Origin of the sequence: Streptosporangium sp. NPDC023963 (genome assembly GCF_040639135.1) — a bacterium.
In the GTDB taxonomy this organism is placed as follows: domain Bacteria; phylum Actinomycetota; class Actinomycetes; order Streptosporangiales; family Streptosporangiaceae; genus Streptosporangium.
In genome coordinates this window covers 136,738-155,717 of sequence record NZ_JBEZZK010000018.1, presented here as the reverse complement: position 1 = coordinate 155,717, position 18,980 = coordinate 136,738, and the positions used below count along the sequence as shown (strand labels likewise).

20 protein-coding genes, 1 tRNA gene and 1 pseudogene are annotated in these 18,980 nt (G+C 66.5%); 15 read left to right on the top strand and 7 right to left on the bottom strand.

All coding sequences use genetic code 11. The annotated features are described in order from the left end of the window. The first annotated feature begins 186 nt into the window (after positions 1 to 186). From ricT to AB0F88_RS36960, 3 genes are all read left to right on the top strand, one after another. Entirely contained in the window at positions 187 to 1,038 is an 852-nt protein-coding gene (gene ricT / locus AB0F88_RS36970; protein WP_362695459.1) for a regulatory iron-sulfur-containing complex subunit RicT, read from the top strand. 393 nt (positions 1,039 to 1,431) lie between these two features. Further along, positions 1,432 to 2,928, top strand: coding sequence for an alpha/beta hydrolase (locus tag AB0F88_RS36965; protein ID WP_362695381.1), 1,497 nt, complete (start codon positions 1,432 to 1,434; stop codon positions 2,926 to 2,928). A 64-nt stretch (positions 2,929 to 2,992) separates the two neighbouring features. Then, positions 2,993 to 3,069 (top strand) — tRNA-Thr (locus AB0F88_RS36960). 268 nt (positions 3,070 to 3,337) lie between these two features. On the opposite strand, the gene AB0F88_RS36955 is transcribed toward AB0F88_RS36960, so the two are convergent. Together AB0F88_RS36955 and AB0F88_RS36950 are read right to left on the bottom strand one after the other, a co-directional pair. Then, positions 3,338 to 3,904 (bottom strand): hypothetical protein, encoded by a 567-nt coding sequence (locus tag AB0F88_RS36955; RefSeq protein ID WP_362695379.1) that lies wholly within the window; start codon positions 3,902 to 3,904, stop codon positions 3,338 to 3,340. Positions 3,905 to 4,075: 171 nt separating this feature from the next. Next, positions 4,076 to 4,645 carry a hypothetical protein gene (locus AB0F88_RS36950; RefSeq protein ID WP_362695377.1) on the bottom strand — a complete coding sequence of 190 codons (570 nt, stop codon included), beginning with the start codon at positions 4,643 to 4,645 and terminating at the stop codon, positions 4,076 to 4,078. 471 nt (positions 4,646 to 5,116) lie between these two features. On the opposite strand from AB0F88_RS36950, the pseudogene AB0F88_RS36945 reads away from it, so the two are divergent. From AB0F88_RS36945 to AB0F88_RS36935, 3 genes and pseudogenes are all read left to right on the top strand, one after another. Further along, a pseudogene (locus tag AB0F88_RS36945) lies at positions 5,117 to 5,248 on the top strand (IS5/IS1182 family transposase); the annotation flags it as partial. Positions 5,249 to 5,284: 36 nt separating this feature from the next. After that, positions 5,285 to 5,806, top strand: a complete 522-nt coding sequence (locus AB0F88_RS36940) for an ATP-binding protein (RefSeq protein ID WP_362695457.1) — start codon at positions 5,285 to 5,287, stop codon at positions 5,804 to 5,806. 939 nt (positions 5,807 to 6,745) lie between these two features. After that, positions 6,746 to 7,054, top strand: coding sequence for a hypothetical protein (locus AB0F88_RS36935; RefSeq protein ID WP_362695375.1), 309 nt, complete (start codon positions 6,746 to 6,748; stop codon positions 7,052 to 7,054). Between the two features lie 8 nt (positions 7,055 to 7,062). Here the strand turns inward: AB0F88_RS36935 and AB0F88_RS36930 are convergent, their stop codons facing one another. Next, the gene (locus AB0F88_RS36930) at positions 7,063 to 7,254 is read right to left on the bottom strand and encodes a hypothetical protein (protein WP_362695373.1); all 192 of its coding nucleotides are present in this window, start codon (positions 7,252 to 7,254) and stop codon (positions 7,063 to 7,065) included. A gap of 13 nt (positions 7,255 to 7,267) precedes the next feature. Between AB0F88_RS36930 and AB0F88_RS36925 the strand changes: the two genes are divergently transcribed. Together AB0F88_RS36925 and AB0F88_RS36920 are read left to right on the top strand one after the other, a co-directional pair. Then, on the top strand, positions 7,268 to 8,149 hold the full coding sequence (locus tag AB0F88_RS36925; protein WP_362695371.1) for a permease-like cell division protein FtsX: 882 nt from the start codon (positions 7,268 to 7,270) through the stop codon (positions 8,147 to 8,149). 597 nt (positions 8,150 to 8,746) lie between these two features. Next, a complete protein-coding gene (locus tag AB0F88_RS36920) occupies positions 8,747 to 9,190 on the top strand; it encodes an ester cyclase (protein ID WP_362695369.1) in 444 nt (147 codons plus the stop codon). A gap of 255 nt (positions 9,191 to 9,445) precedes the next feature. Here AB0F88_RS36920 and AB0F88_RS36915 read toward each other — a convergent pair whose 3' ends face one another. Beyond that, positions 9,446 to 9,991, bottom strand: a complete 546-nt coding sequence (locus AB0F88_RS36915) for a helix-turn-helix domain-containing protein (RefSeq protein WP_362695367.1) — start codon at positions 9,989 to 9,991, stop codon at positions 9,446 to 9,448. 122 nt (positions 9,992 to 10,113) lie between these two features. Here AB0F88_RS36915 and AB0F88_RS36910 point away from each other — a divergent pair, with 122 nt between their 5' ends. The 5 genes from AB0F88_RS36910 to AB0F88_RS36890 all read left to right on the top strand — a co-directional run bounded on the left by AB0F88_RS36910 (position 10,114) and on the right by AB0F88_RS36890 (position 16,978). Then, positions 10,114 to 10,953: an oxidoreductase gene (locus tag AB0F88_RS36910; RefSeq protein ID WP_362695365.1), complete on the top strand. Its 840-nt coding sequence runs from the start codon at positions 10,114 to 10,116 to the stop codon at positions 10,951 to 10,953. 664 nt (positions 10,954 to 11,617) lie between these two features. After that, positions 11,618 to 12,385 carry a MerR family transcriptional regulator gene (locus AB0F88_RS36905; protein WP_362695363.1) on the top strand — a complete coding sequence of 256 codons (768 nt, stop codon included), beginning with the start codon at positions 11,618 to 11,620 and terminating at the stop codon, positions 12,383 to 12,385. A 278-nt stretch (positions 12,386 to 12,663) separates the two neighbouring features. Next, positions 12,664 to 14,898, top strand: coding sequence for a transglycosylase domain-containing protein (locus AB0F88_RS36900; RefSeq protein ID WP_362695361.1), 2,235 nt, complete (start codon positions 12,664 to 12,666; stop codon positions 14,896 to 14,898). A gap of 225 nt (positions 14,899 to 15,123) precedes the next feature. Then, on the top strand, positions 15,124 to 16,509 hold the full coding sequence (locus tag AB0F88_RS36895; RefSeq protein WP_362695359.1) for an AAA family ATPase: 1,386 nt from the start codon (positions 15,124 to 15,126) through the stop codon (positions 16,507 to 16,509). Continuing rightward, a complete protein-coding gene (locus AB0F88_RS36890; protein WP_362695357.1) occupies positions 16,496 to 16,978 on the top strand; it encodes a hypothetical protein in 483 nt (160 codons plus the stop codon). The genes AB0F88_RS36895 and AB0F88_RS36890 overlap by 14 nt, the downstream gene beginning before the upstream one ends. Before the next feature lie 90 nt (positions 16,979 to 17,068). Here AB0F88_RS36890 and AB0F88_RS36885 read toward each other — a convergent pair whose 3' ends face one another. Beyond that, entirely contained in the window at positions 17,069 to 17,272 is a 204-nt protein-coding gene (locus AB0F88_RS36885) for a DUF397 domain-containing protein (protein WP_362695355.1), read from the bottom strand. Continuing rightward, positions 17,259 to 17,603 (bottom strand): Scr1 family TA system antitoxin-like transcriptional regulator, encoded by a 345-nt coding sequence (locus AB0F88_RS36880; RefSeq protein ID WP_362695353.1) that lies wholly within the window; start codon positions 17,601 to 17,603, stop codon positions 17,259 to 17,261. Before AB0F88_RS36880 ends, AB0F88_RS36885 begins: the two co-directional genes overlap by 14 nt. 171 nt (positions 17,604 to 17,774) lie before the next feature. Between AB0F88_RS36880 and AB0F88_RS36875 the strand changes: the two genes are divergently transcribed. Then, the gene (locus AB0F88_RS36875; protein WP_362695351.1) at positions 17,775 to 17,990 is read left to right on the top strand and encodes a hypothetical protein; all 216 of its coding nucleotides are present in this window, start codon (positions 17,775 to 17,777) and stop codon (positions 17,988 to 17,990) included. Between the two features lie 54 nt (positions 17,991 to 18,044). On the opposite strand, the gene AB0F88_RS36870 is transcribed toward AB0F88_RS36875, so the two are convergent. After that, the gene (locus tag AB0F88_RS36870; protein ID WP_362695349.1) at positions 18,045 to 18,395 is read right to left on the bottom strand and encodes a hypothetical protein; all 351 of its coding nucleotides are present in this window, start codon (positions 18,393 to 18,395) and stop codon (positions 18,045 to 18,047) included. A 32-nt stretch (positions 18,396 to 18,427) separates the two neighbouring features. Here AB0F88_RS36870 and AB0F88_RS36865 point away from each other — a divergent pair, with 32 nt between their 5' ends. Then, the gene (locus tag AB0F88_RS36865) at positions 18,428 to 18,745 is read left to right on the top strand and encodes a hypothetical protein (protein ID WP_362695347.1); all 318 of its coding nucleotides are present in this window, start codon (positions 18,428 to 18,430) and stop codon (positions 18,743 to 18,745) included. Positions 18,746 to 18,980: the final 235 nt, after the last annotated feature.

Sequence of the window (18,980 nt, the reverse complement as noted above, 5' to 3'; positions counted from 1 at the left end):
GTTTCCAGAGGCCAGGTTTTCGGGGGCCGGGTTTCCAGGGGGCCGGGCTGAGACGTGGAGACCGGCCGGGAGTGTACGAGGGCTCGACGCCGCCGCCGGCGGGGGCTTCGGGCGGCCCTCCGCGTCGCTGGGTATGACGCGTAGGGTGAGCACGAGCCGTACCCCCAGGTTTGGAGCCATATGGGCATGATCATGGCGGTGAGTTTCACCCGCTACGGCAGGCTGTACTACCTCGATCCCGGTGAGCACAGTCCCAAGGTCGGAGACAAGGTACTGGTTCCCACCGACGCCGGGCCCGAGGTGGCAGAGTGCGTCTGGGCGCCGCAGTGGACGAGCGAGGAGGTCGGCGGGCTGCCGGTGTGCGCGGGCATCGCGAGCGAGGAGCACCTGACCCGCGACGAGGGCAACAAGCGACGGCGCGCCGAGGCCCGCAGCGTCTCCAAGCGCCTGATCAAGCGGCACACGCTGCCCATGAAGGTCGTCGGCGTCGACTACACGGACGCCGAGAACGTCTACACGGTCTATTTCTCGGCCCCCCAGCGGGTCGACTTCCGCGCCCTCGTCCGCGACCTGGCCCGCAACCTGCGCGCCCGGGTGGAACTGCGTCAGATCGGCCCCCGTGACGAGGCACGCCTGCAGGGCGGCATCGGCCCCTGCGGCCGTGACCTGTGCTGCGCCACCTTCCTCAAGGACTTCGAACCGGTCTCCGTCCGGATGGCCAAGGACCAGGACCTGCCGGTCAACCCGCTGCGCATCGCGGGGGCGTGCGGGCGGCTGATGTGCTGCCTGAAGTACGAGCACCCGCTCTATCTCGACGCGCACAGCAGGATGCCCCGCGTTGGGCTGAAGGTCGACACCCCCGAGGGGGCGGGGACCGTCGTGGGCCGCAACGTCCCCTCCGACTCCGTCGTGGTCCGCCTGGAGGAAGGTGGACGCCGCTGCGCGTGCCCGTCGGCGTCGGTGTGCTCCCCGCGCAAGCAGCACGACGCGGCGTACGGGGACGCGGTGAAGGTCGCCGACGGCGGACCGGAGGGATGACCGGGGCTTTCGGAGGCCCGCCCGGGCCATGATCCCTTGGGCGCGTGCGGGCCTTCGGGCCGGCGCGAACGGTGCGGCGCGTCCGCCCGGGATCCGTACCCCGTGGCCTCTCGCGCCCGTGTGTCCGCTTGGGTGATGCGCGGTCGCGGGGCGGCTCGCGCCGGTGTGTCCGCTTGGGTGATGCGCGGTCGCGGGGCGGCTCGCGCCCGTGTGTCCGCTTGGGTGATGCGCGGTCGCGGGGCGGCTCGCGGCCCGCGTGTCCGCCTGGGCGATGCGCGGTCGCGGGACCCGGCGCGGGCGTAGGATGCGAGCGGTCAGCCTCTCCGCGCGCGTCGGCTCCCCTCGCCGGACCCGCGTGCGATCCCGGCCCACGGACTACGGAGCGGACAAGGCGTGAGATCCCAGGTGGTCGCCGTACTGGCGACGGTGGTGACCCTGCTGGCGAGCGCGTGCACCGGAACCGACGCCAACGCCGGTTCCGGCGGCGGTACGGGCGGTGGCGAGGCGGGGAGGGCGTCACTCGGCTGGGAGGAGTGCGGGGACGGTTTCGAGTGCGCGAAGCTCCCGGTGCCCCTCGATCACGCCAAGCCGCACGGCGAGAAGATCGAACTCAGCGTGATCCGGCTGCCCGCCGCGGGTGACCGGATCGGCTCGATCCTTCTCAACCCCGGCGGACCCGGCGCCTCCGGGGTGAAGTACGCGCGAGGTGCCCGCACGGCGGTGAGCAAGGCCGTACGGGACCGCTTCGACGTCGTGGGCTTCGACCCGCGCGGGGTCGGCGGGTCCGCGCCCGTCCGGTGCCTGTCGACGAGCGAGCTGGACACCTATGTCGGCCTCGACAGCTCGCCCGACTCGCCGGGGGAGGTCACCATGCTGGAGGAGGGCTCGCGGCGGTTCGCCTCCGGCTGCCAGGCCCGCTCGGGCAGGCTCCTGCCGCACGTCGGCACGGCCGACGCCGCCCGGGACATGGACCTGCTGCGCGCCGCCGTCGGGGACTCCCGCCTCACCTACCTCGGCAAGTCGTACGGCACCCAGCTGGGCGCCGCCTACGCGGACCTTTTCCCCACCCGCGTACGCGCCCTCGTCCTGGACGGCGCCGTGGACCCCTCCCTCAGCCCGCTGGAGATGAACACCTCGCAGGCACGCGGTTTCGAGGTCGCCCTCGACGCGTTCCTCGGGGACTGCCTCACGACCACCGACTGCCCCTTCCGCGGCTCCGTCGGCTCCGCCCGCGCGGAGATCGCCGCTCTGCTCCGCCGCGCGGACACGACGCCCCTGACCAACGCGACGGGCGACGGCCGTACGGTGACCGAGGCCTGGACCACCCTCGGCCTGATCACCCCGCTCTACGACCGGCAGGCCTGGCCGGTTCTCCGCCAGGCACTCGGCCGGGCGCTGAAGGGCGACGGCACCACCCTGCTCCGCCTGGCAGACCTGCTGATCGACCGCGAGACGAACGGCGAGTACACCAACCAGACCGAGTCCAACCTGGCCGTCAACTGCGTCGATGCCCCCTACCCCCGCGACTCCGCCGCCTATGCCACGGCGGCCCGCGAGTCGGCCAAGGACGCCCCGCTCTTCGGCGCGTACGTCATGTGGAGCTCGCTGCCCTGCGCGTACTGGCCGGCCAAGGGGGGCCCGCGGGCGAAGATCGACGCTCCCGGGGCCCCGCCCATCATGGTCGTCGGCACCGAACGCGACCCGGCCACGCCCTACCAGTGGTCCGAGGCCCTCGCCTCCCAGCTCTCCTCCGGCGTCCTCGTCGGTTTCGACGGCGACGGGCACACCGCCTACCTGACGGGTTCGGAATGTGTGGACCGCCTCGTGGACGACTACCTGATCGATCTGACCGTTCCCAAGGACGGAACCCGGTGTCCCAAGATCAGCTGATTCCAGGGCGCGGGAAGGCCCCGGGAGCCTGTAGACTGCCGTAGGCCGTGGTGAAACACGGCACGCCGCCTTAGCTCAGTCGGCCAGAGCACTTCACTCGTAATGAAGGGGTCTGGGGTTCGATTCCCCAAGGCGGCTCCAGGTCAGAGGCCCCCACCGGGTTCCGGTGGGGGCCTTTTGCCGCCGAGGCCGAATTTCGGAGGTCGGTCAGGTCGAAGGGCAGACCGGTCTCGTTGAAGAAGCCGGTGATGAGATCAGGCCGGTACCGCGTGCGTTTCAGCCGGGTCTTGACGATCGTGTTGAGAGCGTCCAGGCCGGTGACCGCCAGATTGCCCGATCCGATGAGCGGGTTGGCCCGGATGCCCTCGTCCCAGTCTCACCCGGGCTCGAACGGCCGGGGGGCGGGTGATCAGCCCTCGAACGACACGGTGGCGAACCGGTACCAGGTCTTGCCGTTCTCGTCCCCATAGTGGGTACGGCCGGTCATGACCTTGCCGTACGCCGCCTGCCAGTTGTGGCTGCTCTCCTTGTACTCACCGCTGGTGTCCCCGTCGATCAGCCGCACCTGCCGTCCCTGCCAGTACAGCGCGGCGCTGCGGTATCTCGTGTCGCCGTTCTCGTCGTCCTCGTGCCACCTGCCGACGATCACCTGGTTGTCAGGGGCGCTGTAGTCGGACCTGCTCTCCCTCTGGGGGTGGGTCCAGTCTCCGGCGTGCACCTGGACCTGCTCGCCATTGATCAGAATCCGGCTGCAGTAGTAGGTGGTCGGCTTGTTCTCGTCGCCGTAGTGCGAGCGGCCGGTGAGTACCTGGTTCGGCGGGCAGGTGAACTGGATGCCCACCCATTCCGGCACGGTCTCGGTGTAGATGCGTTCCATCTTGATCGTCACCGCCGCCGAGGCGGGAGAGGCCATGGTGGTGGATGCCAGGGCGGCGGCCACGGCGATGACGGACAGGGTCTTGCCGTACGTTCTCATTGTCTTCGGTTCCTTTCGAGGTGCGCTCGCGCGCGAGGCGGCGAAGATCGAAGAGAGTCCGGCCGGGTGTTCCCGGGGTGCCGGAGGACGAGAACCCCTTCGGGCCCGGCCGGTCGCGTCGCCTGGCGCGATGGTCAGCGATGGCCGCTTCGAAGTCGGCGGCCGGCGGGGTCAGCCCGAGACGGTCACGGTGGCGAACCGGTAGGAGGTCGTGCCGTTCTCGTCCCCCTTGTGCAGACGGCCGGTCATGACCGTGCCCGCGCCCGCGTGCCAGACGTGGTTGCTCTCCCTGAACCCGCCGCTGATGTCCCCGTTGGCCAGCAGCACCTGCTGGCCCCGCCAGGAGATGGTGGCCGGGCGGTACCTCGTGTAACCGTTCTCGTCACCTTCGTGCCACCTGCCGACGACCACCTTGTGGTCGGGAGCGCTGTAGTCGGAGTTGCTCTCCTTCTGACGGGAGGTCCACTCGCCGATGTGCACCTGGGCCTGCTCGCCGTCGATGAGGATGAAGCTGCAGTAGTAGGTGGTGGGGGCGTTTTCGTCGCCATAGTGCGAGCGACCGGTGAGCACCATGTTGGTCGGACAGGTGAACGGGTCGATCCACTCCCGTACCCTCGCGGCGTGGGCGCGCTCGACCTCGATCGTCACGGCCGCGGCGGCCGCGGGTGCGGGGGTCGCCACGGTCACGGTCGCCAGGGCGGTCAGGGCGGCCGCCGCGGCGGATAACGCCTTCTTCCTCATATGTGCGTCTCCTGCGATGCGTTTTCGCTTACCTCGCGGAGCATCACAGGGCGCACTGGTGGTCCACTTGTGTCTTGGTTGCAACGGCGGTCGGACGCACCCGCCGGACCCCTGCCCGGGGCTGGACTCGCTTCGCAGGGTGGCCTTCGCCTGCGCGTTCGACGGGGGAAGCGGCGCGATCATGGGCACCCTGTCCGCCGATGCCGCATCTCGGGCTGTCCGGCCACGGGCCGGGCTTCCCCCGGTCGTCCTGGTGGACCGGCGTTTTGCGCAGCCCGAGCAGGTCCATCCACGCATTGGCGGCCGGCACTCGCCCACCCGAACCGGGGACGTGCGCGCTCACCAGCACGCGCCGGAGCCCGTAAAGGGGGATCAGCCGGACGCACGGGCAGTAACCCGGCCAGACCGATCCCCGAGCGCGCCGACCAGCTAACCGAACGAGCCCGCCGCCATGCTTTCGACCCGATCCGCTACAAGCGGCGCAACGTCGTCGAACGCTGCTTCAACCGGCTCAAGCACTTTAAAGGCATCGCCATCCGCTACGACAAGCTCGCCGCCCACTACCGATCAGCCGTGACCATCGCCTGCCTACTGCTCTGGCTTAGACGATCCACAAAACAGGTCTTAACATCGGGTCCCGTGATCGTATGGCTCAACGGCACCCACGGCGCGGGCAAGACGACGACCAGTGCGCTCGTGCAGCAACTGATCCCGGATTCACGGGTGTTCGACGCCGAGAAGGTCGGCGAGACACTCATGGACATCACGCCGGGGCTGCCCGCGACGGACAACTTCCAGCACTGGCCGCCGTGGCGGCCACTCGTGGTCGAGACCGCCCGCCGCGTACTCGACTACACCGGCGGCACTCTGGTGATGCCCATGACCGTCCTGGTCGAGCAGTACTGGCGCGAGATCAGCACCGGCCTCGCCCACCATGCCATTCCGGTACGGCACTTCGTCCTCCACGCCGACCAGGACACCCTCCGCGGGCGCATCGAGGGTGACACTCTTCTTGGCCCGTCCCCCTTCCGTCTCAAATACCTTGAGCCCTACGCCGAGGCGGCCCGCACGTGGCTTCACGGCGAGGCCGAGGTCGTCGATACCACGCACCTCACGCCCGCTCAGGCCGCCCTGCAGATCGCAGAGGCCGTCAGAAGTTGAGGCTCGCCCCCACGTGAAGACTGCGCACCCCGGTGAACGCTTCCGGTCACAGCACCAGGGATTTCTGCGTGACGAACCACGGGACAACGACCCCGGACAACCACGGACGACGGTGGATTGCCATGGACCGTATGCGCAGGTGGGGACGGGTATAAGCCAAGGCCCCGCCCACCTGGCCTCCCTCGTGATGAAGGGGCCCGGGATTCGATTCCCCGAGGCGGCTCCAGGTCAAAGGCCCTCCGGGATCATCCCGGAGGGCCTTTGTCATTTCTGTGCGGCAGTTGCATACAGCTACCCCCATGGCCTCAAGCCTCCGTAGCCAGGCGAGGCCATCCAGATGGAGAAGAAGCAGCGGATAGGCAGCGGCGGACCTGCCGATCAAAGGATCTTGATGACGAACAACTCGCCACCGTCCTTCTGGCGCACGAGCAGATCGTTGCCCTTGGACGCCTCGGCCTCCACGTATTCGTAGAGGGTGATGGCTCTGTTCACCAGGTCGGTCTTTGAGAAACCGGTGCGTTCCTGGAGTCTCTGAAGTTGCTCCGAGACTCGTGGAACCAGGCCCACCGTTATCCGTTCGCTCACCATCTGTCGGGTCTGCGGAGAGGTTGGCTCCGAAGGCATCGCACACCTCGCATAAGTAGCTGACCCGTCCTGTCAGGTGTCGGGTCTCAGTCGATAGTCGCACATCTAGCATGCAAGAGCAGCACTTCTGCAGCTATTTGATGTAAGGATGTGCGTGTGGTGGTACTCTCTCCCTGGGCGGACCGTCTGTGTGTCCGTGACCGAAGGTGGAGACCTCAAGGAGGTAAGGCGTGGAGCTGTTCCTAACACTCCCGGTCGTGACTCTTAGTCCCGACTAGCCAACGCCGGGAGTCGCTAGATAGGGCGCTTCGTTGCCCCGCACCAGGCGGAGCTGTGCCCTGTGAGAGGAGCGACATGCCCATCAACCCCCCTGCGCCCCACCCGGCTGACGAGGTTCCCAGCGACGCCGCGAACCTCAAGATTTCGCTGCAGTCTCCCGAGGGACTGGACGTAACCGCCTCAAGCGAGATGAGCGGCTCTCACCTCAACCGCTTCTGGGATGTCGCAACCACCGTTGCCGCCATCGCCGCGACCGCGCTCGTTCCGCTGTTCGCTGCCAAGGAACTGGTGATGCTCCCGGCGCACTTGGCAAGTTGCATCATGGCGGCGCAAATGGCCACCGTCCTCTCGATCTACGCGCTCTGGCGGTCTCGCAAGAGGTAACGAACCGTTTATCGCTCGTGCGTGCCGAGGACCCTTTCCGCTAGGAACGAGCGGGAAGGGTCCTCGACGTCCAGGCCGACCTTCCTGACGCAGGCGCCAGGAGTGAAGTAGCACTCGAAGGACCGGTAGAAGTTGCGCGGCTCGATCGGGGTGCCACGCAGCGCGACCCTGGCGACCCCTTCGCGCGGGCGGTGCCGCACCGGTCCACTGGCATTGGCCTTTGAGAGTTATGCCCGGGATTCATCCAGGCTTGCTGACATAGTTACCCTTGTGCTCCGCGTGCTTTTCGCCTTCGTCGCGATGACGGCTCTTCTGTTGGGTACCTCGGCCGCCGAGGCGAACCGGTTCCCGAGGATTCTCGCGTCCCCGACCGAGCCTTGGCCGGAAGGCGGAAGTTTCTTCGTCCGCCTGTGTCGTCAGCATGATGCCCGAAATGCCTGCGAAGAGGAGGTGACTCCGGCGCAGAGGCGCGCGGTCGAGCAGACACTGCGGCAGATGCCGCAGATCACGGGTCTCCGATACGAGAGCAAGCGGGAGGCGTTGGTCCGGTTTTTGAAAACCGTGCCTGATCTGACGGGAGCCGTAGAGGAAAGTGACATGTCGGAGGAGTTCAGCGGAAGGCTGCTTCGGTGGAGCGACGCGCCCGCATTCGATTCGGCTGTCAAGATGTTGCCGGGGATCTCTATCGCCTATGCCAGACCTGTTCCCTTCTGGGAGGACAAGGCCGATGTCGTCATCATTCTTTGTAACGACGGAAGGCGGAAACACTGTGAAGGGCGAGGTAGGGCTACGGCTGACGAGATGACGGCGATCGAGGCTCTCCTGAGAAAGATGAAGGGCATCGAACGCATTTATCTCGCGGACCGGGCGCACAACATGTGGACGAACGAGCGGTTCAGCGCCTTGGTGTCGCAGCCGGTAGAGCGGGTTCCCCAGGACGGGGACAATGACGCCGAGCCCAGGCTGTTGAAGGAATATTACGAGAGCTACTACGTCAAACTCAACGATCCAAAGCTCGTCCCATCGATCGTGGACGCGGTGGAGGATCTGCCGGGGGTTGCCGGAGCGCTGGAGGTGTCCGTTTGGGGCGGCTGAGGTTCGTGATCCGCCCGGTCGGCCAGGGCATGAGCCCGCCGACCTGGGCATCGCCGTTCGCTCGTGATGAGATGGTCACCTGTTGACACCGCAGGCCGGTAAGCGAGGGCGTTTCTTGGGCGAGGCCCGCCCGGACCGGGGTGGGAGGACGGCCGTGGATCGGCGCGTGCGCCTCAGGCCGCTGGTCGATGCTCCGGTCGAGGAGGCCGAGCGGCTTGTCGCCGAGGGCACCGGCGTGCTCCGTTCCTGCCTGACGTGCGGGAACGGCGGCGTCAGGGCGGTGGTGCCCGATCGCCGGGCCGGCATCGTGGCGTTCGGTCTCACAGGCGCCGTCGATCTCATGGCAGGCACATGTGGATCTCATGGCAGGCACATGTGCCCTGGTTGCCACCGGCGTGGGCCGGGATGTGTTCCTTGGCATACGTATGGCGTCCGCTTGATCGACGGCTGACTCCCCGGCGGATAACATAAAGGGTCAACAGTTGAATTCGATGAGGATTGATTCGCAAATAGGCGCTGGGGAACAGGCGCCAAGGCATTTTCATCTTGATCCATCCAGGGGCGTTGGGCGGCCCCAACGCCGGTGAGGCGCAACCCATGTCTACTTTCTGGGACCTCAAGCACCGATTGTGTGAGGCGATCAACGCTCACGACCTGCAGAGAGTGCTCGACTGTTACGCTCCGGACGCCGTCTATGTCGCACCATCGGGAGTGGCGGAAGGCCACGAGCAGATCGCGTGGCTCTACGAGCAGCTGTTCGCCGGCTTTCCGGACCTGCACCTGACGCCATGGTTCGAGATCGATGACCACGACAACCCGGCGGTCACGGAATGGACGGTTACCGGGACACATTCTGGGCCTTATCTCCTGCCGGACGGGCGGGAGATAGAAGGAACCGGTCGTCGCATCACTGTTCGTTCTACGTGCTCTACTTTCGCCGAGAATGACAGGATAAAAACGCACCGGGAATACTACGACCAGTTGGAGCTGTACAGCCAGCTCGGCTACGGCTTGACGGAGCTCAAGCCCGCCTCCGTGTAGGCCGGACGTCGTCAGCACCAAGTCCGCCTCCGTGTAGGCCGGACGTCGTCAGCACCAAGTCCGCCCTCCGTGCAGGCCGGACATTGTCAGCACCAAGTCCGCCTCCGTGCAGGCCGGACGTCGTCAGCACCAAGTCCGCCCTCCGTGCAGGCCGGACATTGTCAGCACCAAGTCCGCCTCCGTGTAGGCCGGACGTCGTCAGCACATCGTCAGCGGGCCGGGAGAGACGTCGGACGGAGTCCGGAAGATCCTCGGCTATCGCCGTCCGACGCCGTTGAGCAACGTGTCGACGACGAGATCGGCGGCCTGAGGGGGTTCGAGCAGGGGGAAACGGTGAGCGGCGGTGTCGACCAGGTGATCCAGCATGGCGCGGGCCCAGTCGGCGGGCACGTCGGCGCGTAGCAGGCCTTCGTCGGCCGCCCGCTGGACGAACCTGTCGAGCCGCGCGCTCTGTTCCTCCCTGCGGGCACTCGCGTCAGGATTCGCGCGCATCATCCGGCGCACGTCCACCGGCCACTCCCGGCTGACCGGGACTATGCCCTCCACATACCGGTGCAGCGCCACCGCCACCTGAGCCTCGACGAGCCGGGCCTGGTCCAGGACCCGCTCGGAGGAGTCGAGTTTCGCCTGGAAGATGGCCGCGAGCAGGGCCTCCTTGGTGGGAAAGCGCCGGTAGACGGTCCGCCGGTCGACTCCGGCCTCGGCGGCGATCGTGCCGATGCTGGTCGACGGGTCCTCGGCCAGCAGGCGGGCACCCGTATGCAGGACCGCGGCGAGGTTGCGGGCGGCGTCAGCTCTCATGATCCCGCCAGTGTACTGAGGTGTGACATCTGTCCGCTTGACATACACAAGTGTGAGGCACAAACTCTTATTAGTGTCACACTTATGTGGCAGATAGTCGACACGTTGCCTGAGGAGGCACAGTGATCAGGACCTGGCTCATCACCGGAAGTTCACGCGGCTTCGGACGCGAGCTCGCGGTGGCCGCACTCGAGCGCGGAAACCGGGTGGTCGCCACCGCCCGCCGGCCGGAACAGCTCGACGACCTCGTGCGGAAGTACGGCGACCACGTGCGTACGTTCGCACTCGACGTCACCGACGCCGAGGCCGCACGCGCCGCCGTGCGGCTGGCCGTCGACGAGTTCGGCGGGCTCGACGTGGTGGTGAACAACGCCGGCTACGCCAACTCCTCCCCGATCGAGGAGACCTCGGACGAGGACTTCCGCGCGCAGTTCGAGGCCAATTTCTTCGGCGTCGTCAATGTCACGAAGGCGGCCCTGCCGGTGCTGCGCGGTCGGCGTTCCGGGCACATCCTGCAGTTCTCCTCCATCGGCGGGCGCGTGGGCGGGTCCCCCGGCCTGGCCGCCTACCAGTCCGCGAAGTTCGCGGTCGAAGGCTTCTCGGAGGTGCTCAACAACGAGGTGAAGCCGCTGGGCGTCAAGGTCACCATCATCGAGCCCGGGGGGTTCCGCACCGACTGGGCCGGATCGTCCATGCGCATCCCGGCTGTGGGACCGGACTACGAGGAGACCGTCGGCGCGATGAACCGGCGGCGCGCGGGCTTCGACCGGACGGCACCGGGCGACCCCGCGCGGGCGGCACGCGTCATTCTCGACACCGTGGACCTCGACGAGCCGCCACTGCGTCTGCTGCTCGGCTCGGACGCGGTGGACATGGCCGAGAAGTCGTCCCGCGACCGTGCCGCCGAGGCCGCGCGGTGGGCGGAGGTGAGCCGTTCCGCGGACTTCCCGCCCGGCGAGTGAGCCTTCCCCGCCACCCGGCCCGGGCAGCGCGGCACGTGCACCCGCTCCAGCCGTCGCCCCTCACCTTTCGGCACTTCACGAGGGGGATCGCTCCGTACGAGAACGAGGTCCGGCGGTTCGCTCCGCCCTCGAGCGCGTTTCCCGAACAGCCGAAACGCTCCGGATCTCTGCGCTACGCAGCGCTATCGTGGGTGGCGGGCCGGATGCTGCGGGCGGTCGCGATCATGGCTGTTCGACACGCCGACGGTCGTGTCGTCGCCTCCTCACACGGCGATGCGATGCCCATCCTGCTGACCACACTCTGCGGATTCTCCGGTGTCCCGGTTCCCGAAGTGGTCGATCGCGGAGGCTGGTACACGATAAGGATCGATCGGGACACCCTTTCCCTCACTTCGAACCACCCGCCTCGTGCGGCAGGCTGAACACCACCGCCGACCCTCGTGCGGCAGGCTGAACGCCACCGCCGACCCTCGTGCGGCAGGCTGAACGCCACCGCCGACCCTCGTGCGGCAGGCTGAACGCCACCGTGGACCTGGTCCGGGCATGGCGTTCGCACGGCATCTGACCTGCCGCTCCCGGCTTGACTTTGCCGTCGCGTCAACATCTACCGTCATGAACGAGCCGGAAGATCCGGCTCGGTGACGGTGGGAACGGGTGGCAGGCCATGGCGTGGTCGATCGCACAGGTGGCGCGGATGTCGGGAGTGACGTCGAGGACCCTGCGCCACTACGACGAGATCGGGCTGCTGGCACCCGCCTGGGTCGGCGGGAACGGCTACCGCCACTACGAGGAGGACCAGCTGCTGCGACTGCAGCAGATCCTGGTGCTGCGGGAGCTCGACCTCGGTCTCGCCGAGATCAAGGAGATCGTCGACCGGCACACCGACCCGGTGGCGGCACTGCGCGAGCACCATCGGCGGCTGCTGGGCGAGCGCGACCGGCTGGACGCGGTGGCCCGCGTGGTGGCTCGCACCATCACCGAACTCCAGGAGAGCGAAGGGAAGGGTGAGATGTCCAAAATCAGCAGGCCGGAGAATCTGTTCGAGGGGTTCGACGGGGCGAGGTACGGCGAGCAGGCCCGCGAGCGGTGGCCGGAGCACTGGGAGCGGTCCGGGCAGCAGGAGCTCCTGGACACCGCGACTCCGCAGGAGCTCGACCGCATGGGGCGGGAGGCCACGGCGGGAATGATCCGGATGGCCGAGCTCATGGCCGCCGGCACGCCCGCCGACGACCCCGCGGTTCTCGCCGAGCTCGACGTCCACTACGGGCACATGACCCGGTTCTGGACGCCGACCGCGGCGGAGTACGCGCACCTGGCTCAGATGCAGGCCGACGACGAGCAGTTCAGGGCGAACTACGAACGGATCGCCGCGGGCCTGGCCGCGTACATGCGCGACGCCATGACCGCGTACGCGCACGCCCGGCTGAGCTGATCCTCGCCGGATGAGCCGGAGGAGCTGCAGATCCTTCGGCCGTCGCCCGGACCCGACCCGGGAAAGTCACCCGGCATGGCATTCGAGGCAGTCAACGATCATGAGGTTCCTGTTCGGTGCCCGGTTTCCGGAACGGTCGTGGCGGCGTTCGCGGACCGGCTGGTTCGCCACCTGATCTCGTCGGTGAGCACGCCGGAACCTCCGGCCGTCCCGGAAGATGACCACACATTGCGAATCACGTGCGAGGAGCACCTTGAAAACCCCATAATCTATGGCTTATGGCTGAACGGGGTGAAGGACAGTCGGGTGTCGCTTCCAAGATCGGGCGGCTCGCCGCCATCGGGGCGGCCGCGGGCCTGCTGGTCGCGGGAATCGCGTTGCCGGCCGTGGGAGGCGCGGGTCTCGGCTTCGTGTCGGCGACCAACGAGCTGAATCTCAAACCCGAGGACCTCGTCGAACCTCCGCCCGCCGAGGTCTCGATCGTGCAGGACGCCGGGGGCAAGGAGATCGCGCGGTTCTACGAGGAGTACCGCGAGGTCGTCAACCTCGACCAGATCGCCGAGGTCATGAAGACGGCGATCATCTCGATCGAGGACTACCGGTTCTACCAGCACGGCGCGATCGACCTCGAGGGCACGATCCGCGCGTTCGCCAAGAACCTGCACGCGGGCGGGGTGAGCCAGGGCGGATCGAGCATCACCCAGCAGTACGTCAAGCAGGTCCTGCTCAACTCCGCCGACACCGACGAGGAGAAGAGCAAGGCGCTGGAGGCCAGCTACGCGCGCAAGCTCAACGAGCTGCGTCACGCGATGGCGGTTGAGGAGAAGTACACCAAGGACGAGATCCTGGGGAAGTACCTGAACATCGCCTACTTCGGCGCGAGCGCCTACGGCGTGGAGGCGGCGGCCAAGCGGTTCTTCGGTGTCGAGGCCGGCGAGCTCACCCTGCCGCAGGCGGCGACGCTGGCGGGCGCCGTGCAGGACCCCAACGCCACCGACCCCAACCTGGGCAAGAAGCAGCGCGACCGGTTGCTGCACCGGCGCAACGTCGTGCTGGACCGGATGGCCGAACTGGGCAAGATCACCCCGGCCGAGGCGGCTCAGGCGAAGGCCACCAAGCTCGGCTACAAGGGGACGAAGTTTCCCGGCGGCTGCGAGTCCAGTGATTACCCGTACTTCTGCATCTACGTCCGCAACGAGATCCTGCGCAACCCCGACTTCGGCAAGACGGCCAAGGCGCGCGAGGACTTCCTCAACCGCGGCGGCCTGACGATCAGGACCACGATCAACCCCACCATGCAGGCGGCGGCGGACAAGGCGATCAGGAAGTGGGTCCACCCCTCCGACAAGCCGGTGGCGGCCGAGGCCCTGGTCCAGCCGGGCACCGGAGCGATCAAGGCCATGGCGGCCAGCCGCCCGTACGGCCGGAGCAAGGCCAGGAACGAGATCTCCTACAACCTCGTCGCGGACGCCGCGCACGGCGGCGGCGTCGGCCTTCAGGCCGGTTCGACCTTCAAGACGTTCACGCTGCTCACCGCGCTGAAGCAGGGGATGAAGGTGAACGACGGGCTGGCGGCCGGGGCCGGTTTCCGCGCTTCGAGCCCCTCTGATTTCAAGAACTGCAAGGGCGAGAACATCGGTGACCTGAGCCACACCGTCACCAACGACGAGGGCAACCCCGGCTGGAAGACCCTGCAGACCGGCACCTGGGGTTCGGTGAACACGTTCTTCATGGCGCTGGAGAAGCGCGTCGGGCTCTGCGAGACGATCAAGACCGCCAAGTCGCTGGGCATCCACCGCTCCGACGGGCTCAAGCTCCTGGAGTTCTCGACGTTCACGCTCGGGACCAACGAGATGGACCCGGTGACCGTGGCCAACGCGTACGCCGCGATCGGCGCGCGCGGCAAGTACTGCGCGCCGATGGCGATCACCCGGATCACCGACAGGAACGGCAAGGTCACCGACTACAAGCCCAAGTGCCGCCAGGCGATCGACCCCGAGGTCGCCGACGCGGCGGCCGACGTGCTGTCCGGCGTGTTCACCAAGGGCACGATGCGAGCCGTCGGCGGCATCGGCCGCGACGCGGCGGGCAAGACCGGCACCACCGACAGCTCCGCCACCGCGTGGTTCGCCGGGTTCACCCCGGACTTGGCCGGCGCGGTCAGCATCGGCGACCCGCGCGGCTCGCAGGACTACAAGCTGAACGGCGTCACCATCGGCGGCCGCTACTACGGCTCGGTCTTCGGCGCCAGCATCCCGGGCCCGATCTGGAAGGACACGATGCTGGCGGCGCTGAAGAACGTCGAGCCGACGTCGTTCACTCCGATCAACACGGAGCGGTTCGGCGGTTGCGGCCAGAGCTGCCAGCCCGCGCCGCCCCCCTCGGACGACGAGGACGAGAACTCTTTCGAGATCAACAGCCCCGATGACTCCGGCGGTTTCGACAGGCCCGGCTGGGACAACGGTCCTGGCGGTCGCGGCGGGAACGGCGGCAACGGTCGCGGTGGCCGGTAGGACCCCTTCGGCGAGGGCGACGGCTGACGGGGAGGACCGTGCGGTCACCGCGGACCGTCAGCCATTCGCCACACCGGGCCCGGCGGAAGCTCATCAATCGATATACGAGGGACCTAGACTGATGATCTTGCCTGCCTGAGTAGTGTGACTGGATGCGGTCCTGCTGCTCGCGACATATATGACAGACGGTGCAAATTGCAGATCAGCATCAATAACGTCGGACCGGTGAGCTCCGCCACTGTCGAACTTGATCCACTGATGGTGTTCATCGGCCCCAACAACTCTGGGAAATCCATCGTCGCGACGGTCATGTATGCTGCGCTCTCCCGCATGGCCATAGGCGCTACGGCGCGTTTCCACAACGCGTTCAGAACGGCTTATCAGGACATCGAAGACGACCTTCTTTTTGATGCCGAAATCTTCCTGGCAGAAGCCGTGGCCAAGAAGCATAAGCCGGAGTTCGACGAGCTTCCTGAATATATTCGTAACATATACCAGGAAAGTGTGCGTCTTGCGTTGGTGGAGTACGCGGACACACTGGTCGAAGAACTTGAGCGCGTGACCGGAACTCCTGTGAACAATCTCAGGCGCGTGCAGAAAAAATCCACGAAGGCAAGCATCGAGATCATCAGCGCGCATCCGGCGTGGACGATACACATAGCTATATCCGGTAAGTCGCCGCTGGTTCACTACAAGGCGCCTCTGTTGCGAGAGGTATGGCAGCTCCTGACTCATCAGGACTGGAGCCGGATCCGTCGACGTCCAGCTCGCGCCAGACGAAGTTTTCTTCGTGATCTGGGAGTGGAGCTGAATCGCGTATGCTTCCGTGAAGTGCCTGTGCATTCCAAGTATCTGCCCGCTGCACGCTCCGGCCTCATGCAATCTCATAAGGTGATCGCAGGTTCTCTTCTGCGCAATTCGTCGCTCGCCGGATTGCGGAATATACAGATTCCCACTCTGACCGGAGTGGTGACAGATTTCCTTAGCGAAGTGCTGGAGTTGGAGCCAGGAGTCCAGGATTCTCGCGGATTTGAGAAAGAGGCGCGAGTACTCGAAAAAGAGGTGCTCCAGGGGGAGATCTTCCTGACGAGCGACGCAGCAGGCAACTCGGAGATCCTGTACCAGACGACGGCGGGGGCCTTCCCGGTCGGGCGGACCTCCTCGATGGTCTCCGAGCTCGCCCCGGTAGTTCTGTATCTGCGGCATGTTCTGCGGAAGGGGGATCTCCTCATCTTCGAAGAGCCGGAGGCGCATCTCCATCCGGCCACCCAGATCGTGCTGGCGCGAAACGTCGCGAAGCTCGTCAATCAGGGATTGCTGGTAGCCCTTACAACGCACAGCGAGTTCTTCCTGCAACAGCTGAACAACGCGATCGTCGCCTCCTCCATGAGTGAGCAACGTGCCATGGAGACCGGAATCGATCCAGATGTGCGACTCAAAGCCTCCAGGGTCAGTGCGTACCTTTTCGAACCATCGGTCGCGGGGACCGTTGTCACACGTCTGCCGGTCGATCCCCTCGAAGGGATTCCCGAATCCAGCTTCGGCCTGATCGCCGAGCAGCTCTACAACCAGAACGTGGATCTGGAGAGGCAGCTCAATGCTGCCACCTAGCATCGTCCAAAAAATTCGAGACAGGCACGGTGGTTGCTGCGTTTCCACACGTTGCGAAGAAGGCAACTGCCGGATAAAGCTGCCGCGTCCCGCCGAAACCTGGGTATGTCTCTCCGGCACAAAACTCCAGGAGAACCACGGGCTCGGAGGCCAGAAGTTATGCGACTTCATCTTTTGGATGGAAAAAGGAGCTGCTTTCCTGGGCTGCGCCATCGAGCTCAAAGGAGGCGGGTCCAACATAAGTCATGTTGCCAAGCAGATTCAGCACGGCGCCACCCTGCTCGACCAGATGGTCGGTGATCTCGATTTCTCCTTCCATCCCGTCCTGGTGCACGCCGGTATGAAAACAATCGAGCTCCGGGAGCTCGACAAAATAAAGATCAAGCGTCGTGGTAAGGCGTACAGGATCGAGCTGATCCGATGCGGCGAGGATTTGCTCGCCCAAAAAGGGCTGTCAGCGTTTCGCTGAGAACCGACGAACCCGGCCCCCGCACTCACAGGTTGCCGCACGGCCAGATGGCTTCCTGGGGGTTCTGACCGTGCGGCGTGCATGGTCGGGTCAGATTTCTCCGCTGCGGATGCCCGCCAGGAATTCGTTCCAGACCGTCGGGGAGAAGGTCAGCATCGGGCCGGACGGGTCCTTGCTGTCACGGACGGCGACGAAGCCGGGCAGGTTCATGGCTACTTCCACGCAGTTGTCACTGCTTCCACCGCTGTAGCTGCTCTTACGCCATACGGCGCCAGTCAGGTCAGAGGGGGGCATGGTCACTCCTTACCGCAGCAACGAACGCCGCAGACTCCTCGGGGGACAAGCACACACCAGAAAGACGTTCGAACGTCAGCTTAAGGTTCTCCACCTGATCCCTCGCCTCTACATAGACGTCTCCGCCTGGGCAGCCGGTGTAGACCACCCCCCGTTCACGGAGGTAGGCGACCACCTTTCTGGCCGTGCCCCGGGCGATGCCGAACTCCTGCACCATCTGCACCTCGGAGGGGATCAGATGGCGCGGCGGGTACTGGCCGCTTTCGATCCTCGCTGTGAGGGTCTCCGCGACCTGGATCCATATCGGCCGATCGCGTTCGAACTCGATCATGAGGAGACGATGACGGCCATACTCATGGCCGCTCATGTGTATACGAGCATGAACGAGCACATGCAGACAGGAACTGCGGAGGCTCGGAATCCGCTTCAAGGCCAATGAAGCGGGCCCGCCCGGTGCTGGAACACCGTGACGGGCCCTTGATCAGGAAGGCAGTCCTGACCCGTGAGCAACCCTAGTGCTCCCGTTCTCGACAGGCAGGTGGTCGGTGGTTGCGGCTGTTTCGCCGACGCGGCGCCGATGCCGATGGGCTGTGCCACCTGCGGGCACGCCCCCTACGCGCACGGCTGTCCCGGCCGGGCCGCCGACCACGAGTACGTCCAGCCCTCCGCCGCGCTGATGGACACCCGGCTCGTACGGCACACCCCTCCGCGCCTTTGACCAGCCCATGAAGCGGGCCCGTCCACCGCTACCGACGACCGGACGGGCCCTTGATCAGACGGAGGTCCGATCGATGAACGATGGTAGGTCCACCACCCCGAGCCCGCCGGCGTTCCCGGCTGGAGGCTGATCCTCAGCGACGCCGGGCGCCTCTGGGCCAGCGGGGAGAAGCCCTTCTCCCCGGCCGCCTGCGACGCCGGAGCCGAACGGACCGTCGACGGCGACAGCCTGGAGGCCCTGCGGGCCGAGACCGACCGGCAGGAGGCCCTCGCCCAGGAGGTCCAGGAACAGGAGGTCCAGGAACAGGAGGTCCAGGACCGGACGGCACGAGAGCAGGAGGCTCTTGCCCCACAGGAGCACGCCCCACAGGAGCACGCCCCACAGGAGCACGCCCCACAGGAGCACGCCCCGCAGGAGCAGGCCGAGCAGGTGATCATGTGATCCGCCGCTGCCTGAGCGCCGCGCGTGGGCGTCACCGCGACGGTCAGAGCATCACCCCGGTCCCGCGCTACACCTGGGACCACGACGCCCGCGCCGAGGCCGCGACGCTAGAGATCACCCGGCCAGGATGGGCCGTCCTGTACGGCACCGGCAGCCGGCTCTTTCACGCCGTCGCCACCTGGCCCACCCCCGAACCGCTGATCATCTGTGACCGGACCGTCGAAGGCCTGAAGGCGCAGATGCGGGAGGCGGAGACGAGCGTGCTGTACCGCTGGGCCCTGACCTCCACCTCGGCCACCGTCGGCCACTTCTGAGCGGGCACGGCGGCCCCATCCCTTCCCCGGTCCGGGGTCGCCGTGCCGTCGAAGCCGTACCGCATGAGGGTGAGACGCGGTACGTGACGGGATGGGTCGGCGCTTGCTCGGGCTACGTGTCGAAGCGGCGGCGGGAGTCCTCGATGTGGCTGAGATCTCGACACGACGATACAGATCGCTGTGTCATCGCACGCGGACGGGCGTATGTATCAAATCCTACCCCTCGTAGGGTTAG